Annotated in this window: 7 protein-coding genes and 1 pseudogene; 6 read left to right on the top strand and 2 right to left on the bottom strand. The window is 56.7% G+C overall.

Features of this window, described 5'->3' with window-relative positions:
- Nucleotides 1-150 precede the first annotated feature (150 nt).
- From FPT12_RS28295 to FPT12_RS08240, 6 genes and pseudogenes are all read left to right on the top strand, one after another.
- A pseudogene (locus FPT12_RS28295) lies at nucleotides 151-1,164 on the top strand (methyl-accepting chemotaxis protein); the annotation flags it as partial.
- A gap of 42 nt (nucleotides 1,165-1,206) precedes the next feature.
- Nucleotides 1,207-2,070, top strand: coding sequence for a methyl-accepting chemotaxis protein (locus FPT12_RS28290; RefSeq protein ID WP_371922530.1), 864 nt, complete (start codon nucleotides 1,207-1,209; stop codon nucleotides 2,068-2,070).
- Nucleotides 2,071-2,294: 224 nt separating this feature from the next.
- Complete coding sequence (locus tag FPT12_RS08255; RefSeq protein ID WP_145015622.1) at nucleotides 2,295-4,877, top strand: Tc toxin subunit A; 2,583 nt, start codon at nucleotides 2,295-2,297, stop codon at nucleotides 4,875-4,877.
- Between the two features lie 33 nt (nucleotides 4,878-4,910).
- The gene (locus tag FPT12_RS08250; RefSeq protein ID WP_145015620.1) at nucleotides 4,911-8,768 is read left to right on the top strand and encodes a neuraminidase-like domain-containing protein; all 3,858 of its coding nucleotides are present in this window, start codon (nucleotides 4,911-4,913) and stop codon (nucleotides 8,766-8,768) included.
- The gene (locus tag FPT12_RS08245) at nucleotides 8,765-13,255 is read left to right on the top strand and encodes a SpvB/TcaC N-terminal domain-containing protein (protein ID WP_145015618.1); all 4,491 of its coding nucleotides are present in this window, start codon (nucleotides 8,765-8,767) and stop codon (nucleotides 13,253-13,255) included. Before FPT12_RS08250 ends, FPT12_RS08245 begins: the two co-directional genes overlap by 4 nt.
- A complete protein-coding gene (locus tag FPT12_RS08240; protein ID WP_145015616.1) occupies nucleotides 13,252-16,074 on the top strand; it encodes an RHS repeat-associated core domain-containing protein in 2,823 nt (940 codons plus the stop codon). Before FPT12_RS08245 ends, FPT12_RS08240 begins: the two co-directional genes overlap by 4 nt.
- 95 nt (nucleotides 16,075-16,169) lie before the next feature.
- On the opposite strand, the gene FPT12_RS08235 is transcribed toward FPT12_RS08240, so the two are convergent.
- Nucleotides 16,170-16,538: a glyoxalase superfamily protein gene (locus FPT12_RS08235; protein WP_145015614.1), complete on the bottom strand. Its 369-nt coding sequence runs from the start codon at nucleotides 16,536-16,538 to the stop codon at nucleotides 16,170-16,172.
- Nucleotides 16,539-16,658: 120 nt separating this feature from the next.
- The gene (locus FPT12_RS08230) at nucleotides 16,659-18,116 is read right to left on the bottom strand and encodes an amidohydrolase family protein (protein ID WP_145015612.1); all 1,458 of its coding nucleotides are present in this window, start codon (nucleotides 18,114-18,116) and stop codon (nucleotides 16,659-16,661) included.

The following is an 18,116-nucleotide window of genomic DNA, read 5'->3' as shown; positions in this document are numbered from 1 at the left end:
TGCCTCCGTATTTTCTTGTTACAAAGAACGGTTCAGCTATCGAGCCTGCCGCCGATACACCCTCTACGAATACATTCTGCTGGCCTCCAAAAACAATAATCTTCCAGCCAACTGACGATAAGAAGCGCAACGTTCCTGGAGGATTTTTTGATGAATAGCTGGTTCGCCAACATCAGCGTCAACCTGAAGCTGAGCCTGGGCTTCGGCCTGGTGCTGGCCCTTACGTGCATTCTCGCCTTGACCGGCTGGACCAGCTTGGGTGGGCTGATCGACCGCAGCAACTGGATGAGCGATATCACTCAGCTCAATGCGGGTCTGACCAAACTGCGGGTTACCCGTTTGCAGTACATGCTGGCCGACGGCGACGAAACCGTGGCGCAGACCGTGCAAACCGCCCTCGACGGCTTCAAGGCCCAGCAGCAAAAACTGCTGTCGAGCCTCAAGAGCCCGGAAAACCTCAAACTGCTCAAAGAGCAGGGCGCAGTCATCGATGCCTACCAGCAGTCGCTGAACAAAATGCGCAGCGCCTATCGGACCGTGAGCAGCGTGCGTCAGACCATGGGGGAGAATGCCGAAAGCGCCAACACGCTGATCAATGACATCGACACCCGCGTGCGCCAGATGCCGTTGAGCGACCAACGCTTCGAACAATTCCAGGCCATCACCGAAGCCAAGGAACAGTTTCAGCTCGCCCGCTACGAGGTTCGCGGTTACATCGCTGACAGCAATCCGGCCACCGAGCAAAAAGCCGTCGCCCAAATGGACACGGCCATCGCCAACCTGAAAACACTCAACACGCATTTCGCCGACAGCCAGCAAGATGCGTTGCGCCAATTGCAAAGCGCCTTGCTCAATTACCGCAACGCATTGCAGGCCTACAAAGCGGCCAACAACGACGCTGTTGTGGCTCGCCAGGAAATGACCGTCCAGGGCAATGACATCGTTACGCGCAGTGACGCGCTGTATCAGATCCAGCTGGATCGCCGTGACGCCGAAAGCACTCAGGCACGTACCCTGCAACTGATCAGTACGTTGCTGGCATTGCTGGTCGGCGTTCTCGCGGCCGTGATCATCACCCGACAAATCACCCGCCCACTGCGCGAAACCCTGGCGGTGGTCGAGCGCATCGCCGGCGGCGACCTGACCCATGATGTCCACGTCACCCGTCGTGACGAACTTGGTGTGTTGCAGCAAGGCATCGCACGGATGGGCGTCACCCTGCGCGACTTGATCAGCGGCATCCGCGATGGCGTCACTCAGATCGCCAGCGCTGCCGAAGAGCTGTCGGCCGTGACCGAACAAACCAGTGCCGGGGTCAACAGCCAGAAGATCGAAACCGATCAGGTCGCCACCGCCATGCACGAAATGACAGCCACCGTGCAGGAAGTCGCGCGCAACGCCGAAGAAGCGTCGCAAGCGGCAGCAGCGGCTGACGGTGAAGCCCGCGAAGGCGATAAGGTGGTCAACGAAGCGATCGCTCAGATCGAACGCCTGGCCAGCGAAGTGGTGCGTTCCACCGAAGCCATGACGGTGCTGCAAAAGGAAAGCGACAAGATCGGCAGCGTCATGGACGTGATCAAGGCCGTCGCCGAACAGACCAACCTGCTGGCGCTCAACGCCGCCATTGAAGCGGCACGCGCCGGTGAAGCCGGCCGCGGTTTCGCCGTGGTCGCTGACGAAGTGCGTGGCCTGGCCCAACGCACGCAGAAATCCACCGAAGAAATCGAAGGTCTGGTCGCCGGCCTGCAGAACGGCACTCAGCAAGTGGCCGCGGTGATGAACAACAGCCGCAGCCTGACCGACAGCAGCGTCGAGCTGACCCGCAAGGCCGGTGTGTCACTGGAAAACATCACCCGCACGGTGTCGAACATTCAGTCGATGAACCAGCAGATCGCCGCCGCTGCCGAGCAGCAAAGCGCCGTGGCCGAAGAGATCAGCCGCAGCATCATCAACGTGCGCGACGTCTCCGAACAAACTGCCGCCGCCAGCGATGAAACCGCCGCGTCCAGCGTTGAGCTGGCACGGTTGGGTAACCAGTTGCAGATGATGGTGAGTCACTTCAGGGTCTGACCTGCTAACCAGCAGTCCTTGCGACCTGTAGCGCTCTCCTGCTCAGCCCCTTTCCAGCAACTGGTATGGGGCTGAATACCGGCGCCCTCCCGACGAAAAATCCGAACAGCGGATTGCTTTTTCATACAATCCAATTCCCAACCAACCTACCGCCATTCCTTACCCACTCCTGTACGTTTTCTTCTGCCCAAGAACATTCCGTTCCAACAGGAGATTGACAACACATGGACGTAAGCAACGACTTGCTGTTACACAGGTTGGTTGACTCCCCAGGCAGCCAGGACGGTATACACGCCGACTTTAAGACAGCCATGCAGCGCATGGGGCTGGAGTCAGTGTTCGACATCGTGCGCATGACCAAAGAGCAATTCACCCGTGAGCTCGCCCGACACAGCGATGCCGATGCGCAGCAGGCTTATGACAATGCGGTGAGCTACGCCCGACAGATCAGCCGTCTCTATCAGGAGCATCAGGTGTCTTCCGGCGATGCCAAACGGCGTGTCCGGCGCAGCCCTGGTTCCGACTCCACGACGGAGCCCGCCACCTATCAAGCGCTGTTCAACGAAAATTGGGAGCAGTTTTGCAAAGACGGCGATATCGCTGCGATCGACTCGCCCGTGGCTTATCTGCGGGCGCTGTATCTGTTTGCCGGACAACTCGAGAAGTCGTCCTCAGAAGCGGACAAAATCACCCTGGAGAAACGACGCCCGGACCTCAAGGCACTGATGCTGGACCAACAAAGTGCCTTCGCTGCGCGGCCCATGCTGAGCATCGTCAATGACACCTTGAACAGTCATATCCAACAACACCTGACAAAAACCAATGCCACGAAGACCGTTCACGAGATGCTGGCCAGCGAACACTACCCGTTCTCGCTGCCCTACGACCTCCATCACCAACAATGCTTGCTTGGGCTGGGAGCGGACAAACCGGCACTGGGGGAATTGAATTATCGGGTCAGCCTGAAGCTGCCGTTCTCGCAGGGCGGTACGGGTTACGGGCACGTTTCGAACGCCCCTGTTGAGGCACAGAAACTGCTGTCTGGCCTGAGTCCGGAGCAGCAGAGGATACTGATTGTGTCGCCTGTCACAGATGCCGACCTCAAGGCATTGGAGAAGGCCTACGGCACTAAAAGCATCAACCGATTGCATGAACTTGAGTTCTTCAAGGAACGCACCGGGCTGGCGACAGAGCAGGTTGAGCAGGTGTTATCGCAGGGTAAATACAGCCCACGAACCTCAACCAACAGTCCACCGTTCCCTCAGCTCCGTTATGGGGCTGGTTACATCAACGGGCTGGAGACGGGAGATGATCTGAATATTGTCGCCCCCCAGAAAAACGCAGCCAACGATACGCAGCGGGTCATCAGCGGGGGGTCAGAAAAACGTTCCGCCCGCCTGCATCGGATGCTCCGACTGCACCGCTGGACCGGTATTCCCCTCGTCGAGCTGGACATACTGATTGTCAACACAGGGCAATCAGAAGACACCAGAACACTGGAACTCAACACTAACACCTTGCGTACCTTGGGGGTCTATCGATACCTGAACAAGCGCTATGGCATCCCAGCCGAAGAGTTTGCCTCACTACTTCACAACATTCCGACTTCCGCTTGCGGTGATCGTGTCCCGTTGTTCGATCAAGTGTTCCACCGCACCCAGTTGCTCGCGAGTCCTCTGCTGCAAAAGCAGGGGCAGGACCTTGATATCGAGGCCGTGGATTCGCAACCGACCCTGAGCTACCTCAGTGCCGGACTAGGGTTGCCCGTCACGCAGGACTCGTTGTTACTGCTCGCGAAACAGACCAAGGAGCACCTTTCTTCGCTCAAGCATGATTTACCCACAGTCTCTTCACTCTACCGCCAGGCACGCATCGCCCGGATGCTTGGTCTGTCGCCCGTCGAATGCACGGAACTGGCGCGACTACTGGGAGGGGACACGTTTTGCAAGCTGTTGGTGACAGGCACGATAAGAAATCCGGAGGCCACGGAAAGCGACATTCTCGATGTGCTGATGGCCATGGATTGGGCAGTTGACTGGTTCAAGCACAGCAACCGGGATGTGGAGCAGTTGCGTCGTCTGTTCGATACAGCAAAGAACGACTTACCGCGGATCCAGGACTTGCAGAAACGGCTGAGGGCACTACAAGCCGACGACAATCCCACAGATGACCAGAAAACGCGTCAGGTAGAAATCCTGCTGCACGACATCGCCGACTTATCCGCAGAATACGTCCCCAGCGTGATGAAATTGGCCGGTACCTCCGTAACAGCGGTTTACGCGGACATCAGGAACCTCACCCCAGGTGAAATACCTCCGTCATTGGCGAAGATGCTGCTTGCTGCCAAAGCTTGCCAGGGACTGCATCTGAGTAGCCGCACGCTACAGGTGTTGATGCGCAATCCGAAGTGCCTAGCCTCGAACAGCTCAGGAGCTCTGACGCCCCAGACGTTGTATTTGCTCGAGCGCTTCAGTCATTGCGCCCGCCATCAGGCACAGTCAGAAGAAAACCTTTTGCATTACTTGCGTCTCGCCAATACGACGCAACAACCAGTGGAAGAAGCCAACGGCCTGCTGGCCAACCTCCTGAACTGGACCATCGAAGAAGTGAGTTGCCTGACAGCGCAATTAGAGAAAAAGCATGCCAGGACAATGGAAGAAGTGGATTGGGTCATACGCTGCCAAGCCTGCTGCGAGGGCACAGGACTATCAGCAAGACTCCTGCTTAAAGCCACCAGCCTGACAGCCAACAGCTCGACATCGGACTGGAAAGCCGTTGGTGAAGCGCTGATCGCTGCCCGTCATTGACGCGCCCCCCTCTTCAACATTCAAGGATTGAATATGACCGTTGCCATAAAAAAGCAGCTTGATGAAAGCCTGCGCGATGCCCTGTTGGCGCTCTACCTGGACAAAGTCGTGCCCGCTGACGCCACGACAAAAACACTGAAGCTCAAGACCGTCCAGGACCTCTACGAATACTGGTTGCTCGATGTGCTGGTCAGCCAGGATGTGCCGACCACACCCGTGGCTTGCGCGATTGCCAGCCTGCAGCACTATATCAATCGCATCCTGATGAACATGGAGACCGGCTACGACTCGGCAACGATCACACCCGAGCGTGTGCAGACCTGGCGCAACGAGCTGCATCAGTACCCGATCTGGGCCGCCCATCAAAAGCTGCTGTACTTCCCCGCGATGTATCTGGACCCAAGCCTGAGGAACAACAAGAGCGACAACTTCCGGCAACTGGAAAACGAACTCAACCAGAACCGGATCCAGCCCGATGCGGTTCAGTCAGCCGTATTGTCCTACCTGACGCGATTCGAGGAAGTCGCCAACCTGAACATCCTCAATGGCTACATCGATGGCGAGGACTTTGCCAACAGCACCTACTACTTCATCGCCAAATCCCGCTCCGAGCACACTTACTTCTGGCGCTCGCTGAACATGGCCCAGCGGCCGCTCACTGAAACGCAAGCCGCAGGTGCCAACTCAACCAAACAGGATCAGCCCGACCCGTACGCGTGGTCGGACTGGAAGAAAGCCGACGTCCCTATTCCGGACGACGCCATCGAGCACACCATTCGTCCGGTCTGGTTCAATAATCGACTGTTCGTTATCTGGGCACAGTGCATTCATACAGACCCGGCTAATGCGAGTGGTGACGCAACAACAATAAAATCAAACCCGCAACTGCTCGTGAGTTATTGCTACAAAAAAACCAATGACACTTGGAGTGCGCCACAAACACGTTTGAAATGCTTTATTGAAAATGGATCATTGGGCAATCAGGCTCCGCGCAGCTTGGATGAGGCACCACTGTACACGCTGCATCCAGACTTAATAAAATCGCGGATAGGTACTGTTGCCGTACAGCATCAGGAGGACGCGCAGGACGTTCTATTGATTGCCATTGCCTTGTTTCCCGAACAAAGAGAATTACTGCTATTAAGAGATGGTTATTCTCCTATAATCTATGGTTCGGGCAATGAGAGCTCTCAACGCTACAACTTTTCACCTATTTTTTTGAACACCGCCAGCATAGACAAAAATTTTAAATACACGCCAGGGAAACCCTCAGCGGAGTTCAACGTAAAAGAACCATTAAAGCTCACCCTTTATAAACTTACATACAGCATTTTTAAACACCCCATAAATGAGTCACCCCACCCTGTTACTTACTTACAATCAACATCAGTAAAAAACGAGAGCGAATCCAGGTTCAAAACTCCAAAAATCTCATGTAAGGATGCGGTGCAGTTTCTCGATTTCTCAGACTCAACGATCTCGCTCAGCGATAACGGCAAGGACAACCGCCAACTCATCAGACTCAACACCTCACTTGCTACCGAGATGACCCACCGCGCCGAGAACAGCCTGGATGAACTGTTCAGCCGGGAGACACAACTTCTGCCAGAGCCAAAAATCTCAAGCACAGATCCCGATAAAACCATGGACTTCCATGGCCCCAACGGCCGCTATTTCACAGAGTTGTTCCTCGACCTGCCGTGGTTGATCGCCCATCGATTAAACGCGGAACAGCAATACGACGAGGCTGAACGCTGGATCGGGTATCTCTTCGATCCAGGCCGTCAGCAATCCGAGCTCTGGAAGGCCGTCCCCTTGACCGGTGCTGGCGTCACCTCCTATTCCGACCGAGCGCCTCATGATCCCCACCAGATCGCCCTCAGCCATCCCGTGCACTTTCGCAAGGCGCTGTACTTCCTGTACCTCGACATTCTGATCAACCGAGGCGATGCGGCGTACCGCGCGTTGACACCCGATAGTCTCGGTGAGGCAAAGCTCTGGTATGTGCGAGCACTGGATCTGTTGGGTCCGCGCCCGGTTGTTCAACAGGTCGATCAGTGGTCATCCGTCAGCTTGCAAACATTGAGCGAGACGCCCAGTGAAAACCTGCGCACGTTCGAGAGCGCTCTGAGCCGTTTAAGCACCACTGGCCCATTGCAAATCCGTGAAGGCAATCCACAAACGTCACTGCCACCTATCGATACTCCGCATCTGCATTTGCCGTTCAACCCGGAATTGCTCAAGCGTTGGGACATCGCCGAGAGCCGCCTGTACAACCTGCGGCATAACCTCGATATCACCGGCAAACCGCTGCATTTGCCATTGTTCGCGGCACCCTTGGACCCGCGTGGTTTACTTGCCGCCAACGCATCGAGTGCCTCTAGCGGCGTAGCCTCGAGTTTGCCGACCTCGCAGATCCCCCATTATCGCTTCACTGTCATGCACAGCCTGGCCCTGAGCGCAGTGGAAAGCGTCAGCCAGTTCGGCGCCACACTGCTGTCGCTGATCGAGCGCAAAGAACAGGCTCAGTTACAGGAGTTACAACAACAGCAAGCCTGGGACCTGGCAAAAATCTCCGTCGACCTGCAAACCCAGGCACTGCGCATCGATCGCCAAAACCGCCAGGCACTGCTGGCCAGCAAAGCGATTGTCCAGGGCCGAGTCAGCCACTACCAACAGCTGCTGGAGAAGGATGTCAGTGAAACAGAGACACTGGCCGGTCAATTGTATTTGAGCAGCGGTGCATTCGAGGTGGCTGCATCGGCATCCCAGGTCGTCGCTGGCGGCCTGATGGTTGCACCCAACATTTTTGGCTTGAGCAATGGCGGCATGCGTTGGGAAGGAGCAGCGCACGCTGCCACTGCGCTTGCTCAAGGCAAGGCGATAGTGGACCGTACCATGGCCTCGAGTCTCGACCGAACGGCGCAGTTCAACCGACGCCGTGAAGAATGGACCCTGACCCGTGATCAGGCACACCTCGAACTCGCACAAATCGACGCACAACTGGCGCACTTCACTGAGCAGGAAACCGCCACCCGCCTGCAATTGCGCCTGGCTGAAACAACATTGAGCCAAACCAAAGCCAACTATGACTTTCTCGGTAAGCGCTTTACCAAAATGCAACTGTACCAATGGCTGAACAGCCAGTTTGCCGCGTTGTATTACCAGGCTTATGACGCGACGCTGGCCTTGTGCCTGGCCGCCGAAGCCTGCTGGCAATACGAGCGTGCCGATTTCACCACGCGGCTTGTTCAACCCGGGGCCTGGAATACAACTTACCGTGGGCTTGGAGCCGGCGAGCAGTTGAAGCTGAGCCTGTTGAAGATGCAGGCCGAATACATGCAGCGCAACGAGCGAGAGCTGGAAATTCGTAAAACGGTGTCGCTGCGTCAGCTCAAGGCAAAGGACAGCTCCGGCTCAATCAACAAAGAGTGGAAAGACATTCAGATCGACCTGAAGAACGGGGCCTGCGATTTCGAGCTGACCCATAAGATGTTCGAGGATGACTACAAAGACCAGAACCATTACCTGCGGCGCATCAAGACCATCAGCGTCTCTCTGCCAGCCGTACTGGGGCCCTATGAAAACGTCAGGGCAACGCTGACTCAAACCTCCAGCAAGGTGTTCATGTCCGCAGGTAGCTCAGGATCGAGCAGGGAGAACCTGCGGGCCAGTCAGCAAATCGCCCTTTCTACCGGACTCGACGATAACGGCCTGTTCACCCTGAACTTCAACGATGAACGCTACCTGCCCTTCGAATACACCGGCGCTATCTCCACCTGGCGTCTGACCTTCCCGAACCCCGAAGCGCAGCAAGTCATGCTGGAGTCACTGACCGACATCATCGTGCACGTGAGCTACACGGCCAGAGCAGGCGGAGGTTCGCAATGAGTGAACAAACCGCATTGCCTGTCAGCGCGCCGTCGCTGCCCAAAGGAGGCGGCGCCATTCAAAGCATCGGCAAAGGGATGGGCGCCATCGGCTCACACGGAGCCGCTTCGTATGAGCTTGCGTTACCCATTTCGCCGGGCCGAGGCTTCGCACCGTCGTTATCGCTGAGCTATGGCAGTTCAGTCGGCAATGGCGTGTTCGGTATCGGCTGGGGGATGTCATTGCCCGCTGTAGCGCGACGCACCAGCAAGGGTGTGCCGGCCTATACCGAGGATGACGAGATCGTTGGCCCGAACGGCGTCGTGTGGATGCCCGAACGCGATTCGAAAGGCGCCATCATTCGAACTGACTTCGGCGATTACAACGATCTGAAACTGGGCACGACCTATACCGTGGTGCGCCACTTCCCCAGAGTCGAAAGCACCTTCGAGCGAATTGAACATTGGTCCTCGGAAAGCGACAAACCGGGTTTCTGGCTGGTGCACGGCGCCGATGGCAGCCTTCACCTGTACGGAAAGAGCCTGGCATCGCGTCGTGTCGATCCGCAGAATTCGACGCATGTCGGCGAATGGTTGCTGGAGGAAAGTCTCAACGCCCATGGCGAGCACATCCTCTATCAGTACAAGGCGGATAGCACCACAGCCCAGCGCTACTTGAGCCACGTGAGCTATGGCAACTTCAAGGCCGATGCTCATCTCTATCTATGGCAATCAGACCGGCTGAACGCTGTGCAGTGGCACTTCGAGTTGCTGTTCGACTACGGCGAACGAAATACCGGATACGAACAAAAACCGGCGTATACCGGGCAGCAGTGGCAAAGCCGGAGCGACGGGTTTTCCAGTTTCGCCTATGGCTTTGAAATACGCACAGAACGCCTGTGCCGCCAGGTGCTGATGTTTCACCGCTTTCCCGTTGAGTTGGGTACCGCCCCCGTTCTGGTGCGACGCCTGCTGCTTGATTACCGTCAGACACCGCTGGGCTATCACCACCTGAGCGCGGCCCATGATCAGGCGTATAGCCACTCGACAACGGCTGATAATCATCCTCCCGTTGAATTCAGCTACAACGAATTCAAGCTCTCCTCTGAGGTCCACACCTGGCAGCCGTTTCAGAATATGCCCGCTCTCAACGACGGCGAACGCTATCAACTGGTAGACCTGTACGGTGAAGGGCTGCCAGGGGTGCTGCACTCCAGCGAAAACACCTGGTATTACCGCGAGCCCCTACGCGCCAAAGCCAACAGCAATGAAGTGACTTACGATCAGTGGCGCGCCTTGCCGACTGTCCCGAGCACTGCCACTGCCCAACCTCTGCGGCCGTCACTGAGCGATCTCACAGGCGACGGACGACTGGACTGGGTGATTGCGCGACCTGGTTTGAATGGATTTTTTTCTCAGAAGCCTGATCGCAGCTGGTCTGATTTCGCCACACTCGACGCGTTCCCTACGGAGTTTTTCAATCCGCAAGGGCAGTTGGCCGATCTGATGGGCGAAGGGCTCAGCGACTTGACGCTGATAGGCCCGCGCAGCATTCGTCTGTACGCCAATCAGCGAGAAAAAGGCTTTGGCGCAGCGCGCGAAGTGGCTCGTGAAGAGGACGAAGACGCCCTTCCCTCACTCACTTCTTCGTCCAGCGAGCTGGTGGCTTTCAGCGATGTGCTGGGCAGCGGTCAACCGCACCTGGTGCGCATTCGCCACAACGAAGTGAAGTGCTGGCCAAATCTGGGCCGTGGACGTTTCGGTAAAGGGATCGAGCTGGGTTCGCCGAAACTTGACTACGAGACATTCGACGCTTCACGTATTCGCCTGGCAGATCTGGACGGCTCCGGCGCCGCCGATCTGATCTACTTGCACGCAGACCATGCGCAGATTTTCATGAACCGCTGTGGCAATGGCTTCGACCGGTCAATTGCCTTGCCCTGGCCTGAGGGTGTGCGCTACGACCGTTTCTGCCAGGTGAGCGTCGCTGACCTACAAGGACTTGGTTGCTCCAGCCTGATACTCAGCGTACCGCACATGGCTCCCCGGCATTGGCGCTACGACTTCATCAGTGAAAAACCGTATTTACTCACCGGCACCCATAACAACATGGGCGCCACCGGCAGCATCCGCTACCGCAGTTCAGCGCAGGAGTGGCTGGATGAGAAAGCGGAGAAAATCAAAGCTGGCAAGCCCCTCACCTGTCATGTGCCCTTTGCCCTGCATCTGGTCTCGAAACAGACCCAGCTCGACGAGATTACCGACAATCGACTGACCCAGAGTTTTTCTTATCGCCAAGGCTACTACGACGGTATCGAACGGGAGTTTCGCGGCTTCGGTCTATTACGGCAAACCGACAGCGAAACCAACTCCGGCGATGGCGACTCGCAGAGTTTTACGATGCCGTGTTTGAAAAAGAGCTGGTTCCACACCGGACAAGCGGTGGACCTGCCCCGAACCGGTTATCACAGTGCTGACAAAGACGCCGTGGCACTGGGTAAGGCACTGCTTTGCCAATACCAGCCTGAGACCGAGAGCGACACACTCATCACCTCCCCGGACACGGCGACAACCCTTGAAATGGCCCGCGCCCTGAGCGGTCATTTACTGCGCAGTGAGACCCTCGGAATCGATAAGCGGCTGAAAACCAGAACGCTTTATTCGGTTCAGGAAAACCGCTATCGGGTACGTTTGCTACAACCCCCAGGGGGAAGTCGGCATTACGCCCGGATGTTGCCTCTACCGTTGGAGTCCATCCGTTATCAGTACGAAGGCATTGCCGATGATCCGCAATGCCAACACATCCTCAATCTGCAGCACGACAGATACGGCGCACTGACCCACGGCGTGAACGTGCATTACGCCCGACGCAAAACCGCCAGCGATACCCCGCCGTTCCGCGATGTCGACCAGCAACAATGGTGGCGCGATGCTCATGATCCGGCCCAACAGTTCTATTACCTGGGCGAAACCCGCGCCGAGTTCATTCATCTGGATAGCGCCCAAGGATGGCGGCTGGGTCTGCCTTATCGCCAGCGCACCAATGCGTTGCAACGACCCAAGGTGCCCGAAGCCGAAGGACTGGACACAAAGGACATCACTTACGAAAAGCTCATCGAACTCGTCAAGGACACCAGCTGGACGACGAAGAGCGTGCTGACAGGTCTGTCCGTACAACGCTACAAGCACACCTCCAGCGCAGAAACCCTGCCGGGCGGTGTCGCTCACTTCGAAGCCTTGCCCGACCATCTGGAAACAGCCGAGCTGGACGAAACAGCCCTGAAAGCCTACGACGTACTGTCGCAAGCGACTCGCCCCAAGGGAAAACTGCTCGAACGAAGTGGCTATCACCGCATGAGCGATTTTCTCCCGGCCTCCACGACCGCCAGAAAACTCTGGTCCGTTAAAAGCGCTTTCGTGACCTATGCCCTGCTGGAAGGCTTTTACCGGCCACAGACCTTGCAAGCGAGCAAAAGCCTGGGTCTGACCGAGGTCAGCTATGACAACCACCACTGCTTCATCAGCGGGTTCAAACTGCCCGATGGCTGCGTCACCAAGGTCACCTATGATTACCGCTCCCTCCTGCCCCTGAGCGTGACCGATCCCAACGGCAACGTACAAGAAGCCCTCGTAGATGCGTTCGGCCAAGTGCTGGCCACCAGCGTTTATAGCTACAAGGGCAACACGCTCGTCGGTTTCAAACCTGTCGCAGAGTACAAACGACTGTTATTCAAAAGCCCGGCAGATGCAATCAAACAGGACAAAGACGCTCTGCAAGACGCCGCCACTGCCACCTGGTACGCGCCCTTCAGCTGGATGGGTTGCGTATCGACCGCAGCACTGGCAGACACAGACTGGCTAGCGCGTTGCGTGGTCAAGCGTGACTTACTGCCAACCGGGCATATCTGCGCTTCGGCCCGAGCCCGGCTGCGGGGTCTTCAAACACTCTCCGCCGACGAGGTGAAACTGAAAAACGAACTCGATGCCTCGACACGTGAACCCGTGCACATTGCCGTACTGATCGCTGATCGGTTCCCCGATGACGACCAGAGGCAAATCCGTATCAGCGTTACCGACTTCGATGGTTTCGGTCGGACGCTGCAACACAAACAAAAGGTCGAGCCAGGAGTGGCCTATGTCGTCAACGACCAGGGACAGCTGACACTCGATGGATCAACAGCACGCCAGCAAGTCGCCGCACAACGCTGGCGCGTCAGTGAACGGGTCGAATACAACAACAAGGGATTGGCGATCCGGACCTACCGCCCCTACTTCGCCGATCAACACCGCTACATCAACGATGTGTCTTTACGGCATTTCGGCCACTGCGATCTGCAGTTTTACGATCCGCTGGGGCGGCCGACTCACACACAACTCGCCAAGCAAGGTGATCGCTCCTATATGCGGCGGCACACCCGTCATCCCTGGTACACCGTGGATGAAGACGAAAACGATACGCTCGAGGAAATAACGCCCAAAGAACCTTCAATGGCAGGAGGTGATGCATGAGCGCGCAATTAAATCGCAAGACACCGACAATCAACGTAGCCGACAGCCGAGGCCTGACGGTCCGGCAGGTCGCTTATTGGCGTAACGACGCAGCCAAGGCTGCGCAGACACGCATTACCCGTCAGCAGTACGACACTACCGGACGCCAGGTTGCGCAGTGGGACCCGCGACTGTTCGACAAAACCCCGAAAGCTAACCTGACAACCGTCTACAGCCTGTCCGGCAAGCCGCTGTTGGTGGACAGCGTCGACGCCGGGTGGCGCCTGAACTTGCCTGGAGACGCCGGACAGACACTGCGCAGTTGGGATCAACGTGGCAGCCATTGGCAAACGACCTACGACAATCAGCTAAGGCCAACCGAAATCCAGGAGCAAGCGTCAGACCAAAAACTACGCATGGTCGAACGCTTCCTCTACGGCGATAGTTCGTCAACATCCGCGGCGAGCAACCTGTGTGGTGCACTGACCCGCCACGATGACAGCGCCGGTACCCTACTCATCAATGAATATGCGCTCTGCGCCAAACCGGTTAGCCAGACACGGCGCTTCCTCTTTGATCCCGAACAGCCACATTGGCCAACAGAGGAGAAGGATCGCGATGTCCTGCTTGAAAAGGGGGATGGCCACAAAACGATCTGGCGCTACGACGCACTCGGAGAACCCATCCAGCAGATCGATGCCGGTGAGCACCGCCAACACTTCTCGTTTGATGTCGCCGGCCAGCTCAAGGCCGTTAGCCTGAAAATAAAAGGCGCCGAGACCGAAAAAACCATGGTGAAGGATCTCGCCTACAACGCCTTTGGCCAGGTTGAATCCCAGACGGCCGGGAATGACGTTATCAGCCGCGCCGTATTCGATCCGGCCAGCGGCCGATTGACCTCGCTCACCGCGTCCGTATCCGGCAGCACGCTACAGACTCTGCACTACACCTATGACGCCGTGGGCAATGTGACGAAAATCGAGGATAAAGCCCAACCCGTACAATTTGGCAGCAACCAGAAGGTCGAAGCGGTCAGCACGTTCACCTACGACACCCTCTACCAACTGACCAGCGCGACGGGACGTGAAGCGGCGGGACCGAACAGCCAACCCCAGCTTCCCACCTCCAGCAGGACACCGATTGACGCCCGGCAACTGTTCAACTTTGCCGAGCACTACGAGTACGACGTCGGCGGTAACCTGACTGAATTGCGCCATGTTCGCGATCGCAATAACTATACCCGGACCCTGAACATTGCCTGCGCAAGCAATCGACTCCTGTCCTGGAACCAGGGCGACTCAACGCCCGACGCTGCTGCCACATTCGATGCAAACGGCAATTTGCAAGCACTGCAACCCGGCCAGTCGCTGCAATGGAATGCTCACAATCAGCTCGCCGGCGTGGTGTTGGTCAAGCGTGAGGATGGTCGTAACGACAATGAACGTTACTACTACGACAGCGGCGGCCAACGCGTACGCAAAATACAAACAACCTATGCGGCGTCGGTCACTCACACTCGGGAAGTCCGTTATCTGCCGGGCGTGGAAATCCGCACCCGCAATAACGAACGTCTGGAGGTCATTACCCTGCAAGCCGGTCGCTGTAGCGTACGTTACCTGCACTGGACCGAAGGCCAGCCGTCGGGCATCCCGGCAGCCGGTCAACTGCGCTATAGCCTTGACGACCATCTGGGCTCCAGCTCACTGGAACTCGACGACCAGGCCTGGTTGATCAGTCAGGAAAGTTACTTGCCCTATGGAGGAACGGCGTGGACGGCATCCCGTTCGGCAGTGGAAGCGGATTACAAAACCATTCGATATTCCGGCAAGGAGCGTGATGCCAGCGGCCTTTATTACTACGGGCACCGGTATTACGCGCCGTGGTTGCAGCGCTGGATCAGTCCCGATCCGGCGGGGACGGTTGATGGGTTGAATCTGTATTGCATGGTGGGGAATAACCCGCTGCGCTACACCGATCAACACGGCAACAATAAAGAAGAGTTCAACATAAAGAAAGAAATCGCGACCTACCCGAATATTTTGTCCGAAGTACACAACAGGGTAGATATATTAAATTACCAACTCTACAACAGCATCGATAAAAAAGGCATAGTCAAAAGACTCTTTCAACACTACACCTATAATGCAACCAAGAACGCGGCCTCTCTGGCCGCCGGTTTAGCAGCAGCACCTAGTATGCTCGGAGCAGCGGGTGCAGCAACAGCCATCTCCTTGACATTTGACTCTATCGCAAACAAATTTGATGCCACGCGACATCTAAGCGCCTCGATCTATCCACAAGTTACCGAGCTATCCCCAAAAGATATAGAAAAAAGCGCAAGAGCAACTCTTGACAACCCAAAGGGAAAATTCAAAAAATTCAAAAAAGATATTGACCCACGCAACAATAAAACACAAAAAAACCTATCAACAGCCGCCACCAATACGTTTATGGCATTCGTAGGAGGGGTTCGCGGCGCATGGACTCCAAACTTCGAAGCCTCCACCCAGGCAACCAAAGCCTTGAACGGCATCCCCGCGCAGAAACTCGAACGATTGAATAACGCACTGCTTGTACTCGATGAACATCTGGAACACGACTCCAACGCCATCAATGCTGCTTTTGATACTTTGGGGGTAGAGGAATTTTATGCCAACGGCGTGAAAGGACATCTAAATCAAGCCCAAGACCTTATTACCAACAATGTAGGTAATGCGGACTCCAACACATTAAGCCGCACAAAAATACAACTCGAGATAACCAAAACCCGTGCAACGATACAGCGAGGGAGGGAACTATTGTTCAGGCTTAATGAACACAACAAATCATTAGGCAGATAACTTATACAACTAAAATTTAACACAGGGTCAACCCCGATCAAAAGCCAACGAGGTCTATCACGCAACCGATAGACCTCGCTTTTTACCGAGCTCAATCACGCACTGATCGCATTGCTAAATACCAACCGATTCCCGAACGGATCGCTGATGGTCATGTCCTGGCTCCCCCAGGGCATGGCCTGAATCTGTGGGTGGGCGAAGCGGTATTCCTTGGCCAGCAATTGCTGCTGGAATGCTTCCAGCTCATCGATCTCGATGCGCAGCGCCGAACCCGGCGTTGCGTCGCCGTGGTGCTCGGACAGGTGCAACACACATTCGCCCCGTGACACTTGCAGATAGAGCGGGAAGTTCGCCTCGAAACGGTGCTGCCAGTCGAGTTTGAAACCGAGGAAGTCGACGTAGAACTCCAGCGCTTTGGCTTCATCGAAAATCCGCAGGATCGGGGTGGTTTTACCGAAGCTCATTGCGCTACTCCCAAACTGAAAGGTCCCACTCTAAGTGGGTTGCATGACAGCGCTTCGGCTTGGGGAAGGCATTCTTTAATTGCACAGTGCCATCATTGTGATTAACCCCACAGATTGCTGTTACCTGAAACCTGAACCGAGATTTCCTTCACGCGCCAAAAACCGCCCTTCCCGACGTCCATTCGGCTGACCATCGATATAGCTGCGCACCCCATTGACCCAAACCCCATCAATCCCCTCTGCCGCCCGTTGCGGATCATTGAAGTCGGCCACGTCGCGAATGGTCAGAGGGTCGAACAGCACCAGATCCGCCCAATGCCCTTCGCGAATTTCACCGCGCTCCTTCAGGCCGAAACGCGCCGCCGACAGCCCGGTCATCTTATGCACCGCCGTGTGCAGCGGGAACAATCCGAGATCCCGACTGAAGTGCCCCAGTACCCGTGGAAATGCACCCCACAACCGCGGATGCGGGAACGGGTCTTCCGGTAAACCGTCGGAACCGATCATCGATAACGGGTGGGCCAGAATGCGCCGCACATCCGCCTCGTCCATCCCGTAATAGACCGCCCCGGCCGGTTGCAGGCGACGGGCCGCGTCCAACAGCGGCACGCCCCACTCGGCGGCAATATCCATCAAGTCGCGGCCGCCCACTTCAGGGTGTGGCGTCGACCAGGTGATGGTGATGCGAAACGCGTCCGTCACCTGCTTGAGGTCCAGGGTCGAGGAGCTCGCCGCATACGGATAACAATCGCAGCCCACCGGGTGGGTTTTCGCTGCCCGTTCCAGCGACGCGAGCAGCTGCGGACTGCGCCCCCAGTTACCCGCGCCAGCGCATTTGAGGTGGGAAATAATCAGCGGACTTTTCGCGTGGCGAGCGATCTGGAACGCCTCGTCCATCGCCTCCAGCACCGGTTCGAACTCGCTGCGCAAATGAGTGGTGTAGACCGCCCCGAAGGCTGTCAGCTCTTCAGTCAGTTGCATGACTTCATCGGTAGACGCAGAGAAGGCGCTGGCGTAGGCCAGGCCTGTGGACAAACCCAGCGCGCCGGCTTCCAGGCTCTCGCGCAGTTGCTCGCGCATCGCCGCAATTTCACTGGGTGTGGCGGTGCGAAACAAGTCGTCCAAGTGGTTACTGCGCAGCGCCGTGTGGCCGACCAGTGCCGCCACGTTCAAGGTCGGATTGGCGGCTACGACTGCTGCCCGGTAATCTCTGAAACGCGGATAAACAAAGGCTGCGGATGTTCCCAGCAGGTTCATCGGATCCGGCGGATCGCCGCGCAAACTCACCGGTGAGGCGCTGATCCCGCAATTGCCAACGATCACCGTGGTCACGCCCTGGCTGAGTTTGGGCAGCATCTGCGGCTGGCGGATTACCACCGTGTCGTCGTGGGTGTGTACGTCAATGAAGCCTGGCGCCAGCACTCTCCCGGTCGCGTCGATTTCCTCATCGGCGCTGGCCTCCTGCAAATCACCGATGCGCGCGATACGCCCGTTCATGATCGCCACGTCGGCGGGATAACCCGGCGCGTTGCTGCCGTCGATGATCAAGGCGTTGCGGATCAGCGTGTGGTAGCGCAT

The sequence above is a fragment of the Pseudomonas sp. H3(2019) genome (genome assembly GCF_007713465.1).
GTDB lineage: Bacteria > Pseudomonadota > Gammaproteobacteria > Pseudomonadales > Pseudomonadaceae > Aquipseudomonas.
This window is presented reverse-complemented; position numbering and strand designations above follow the sequence as displayed.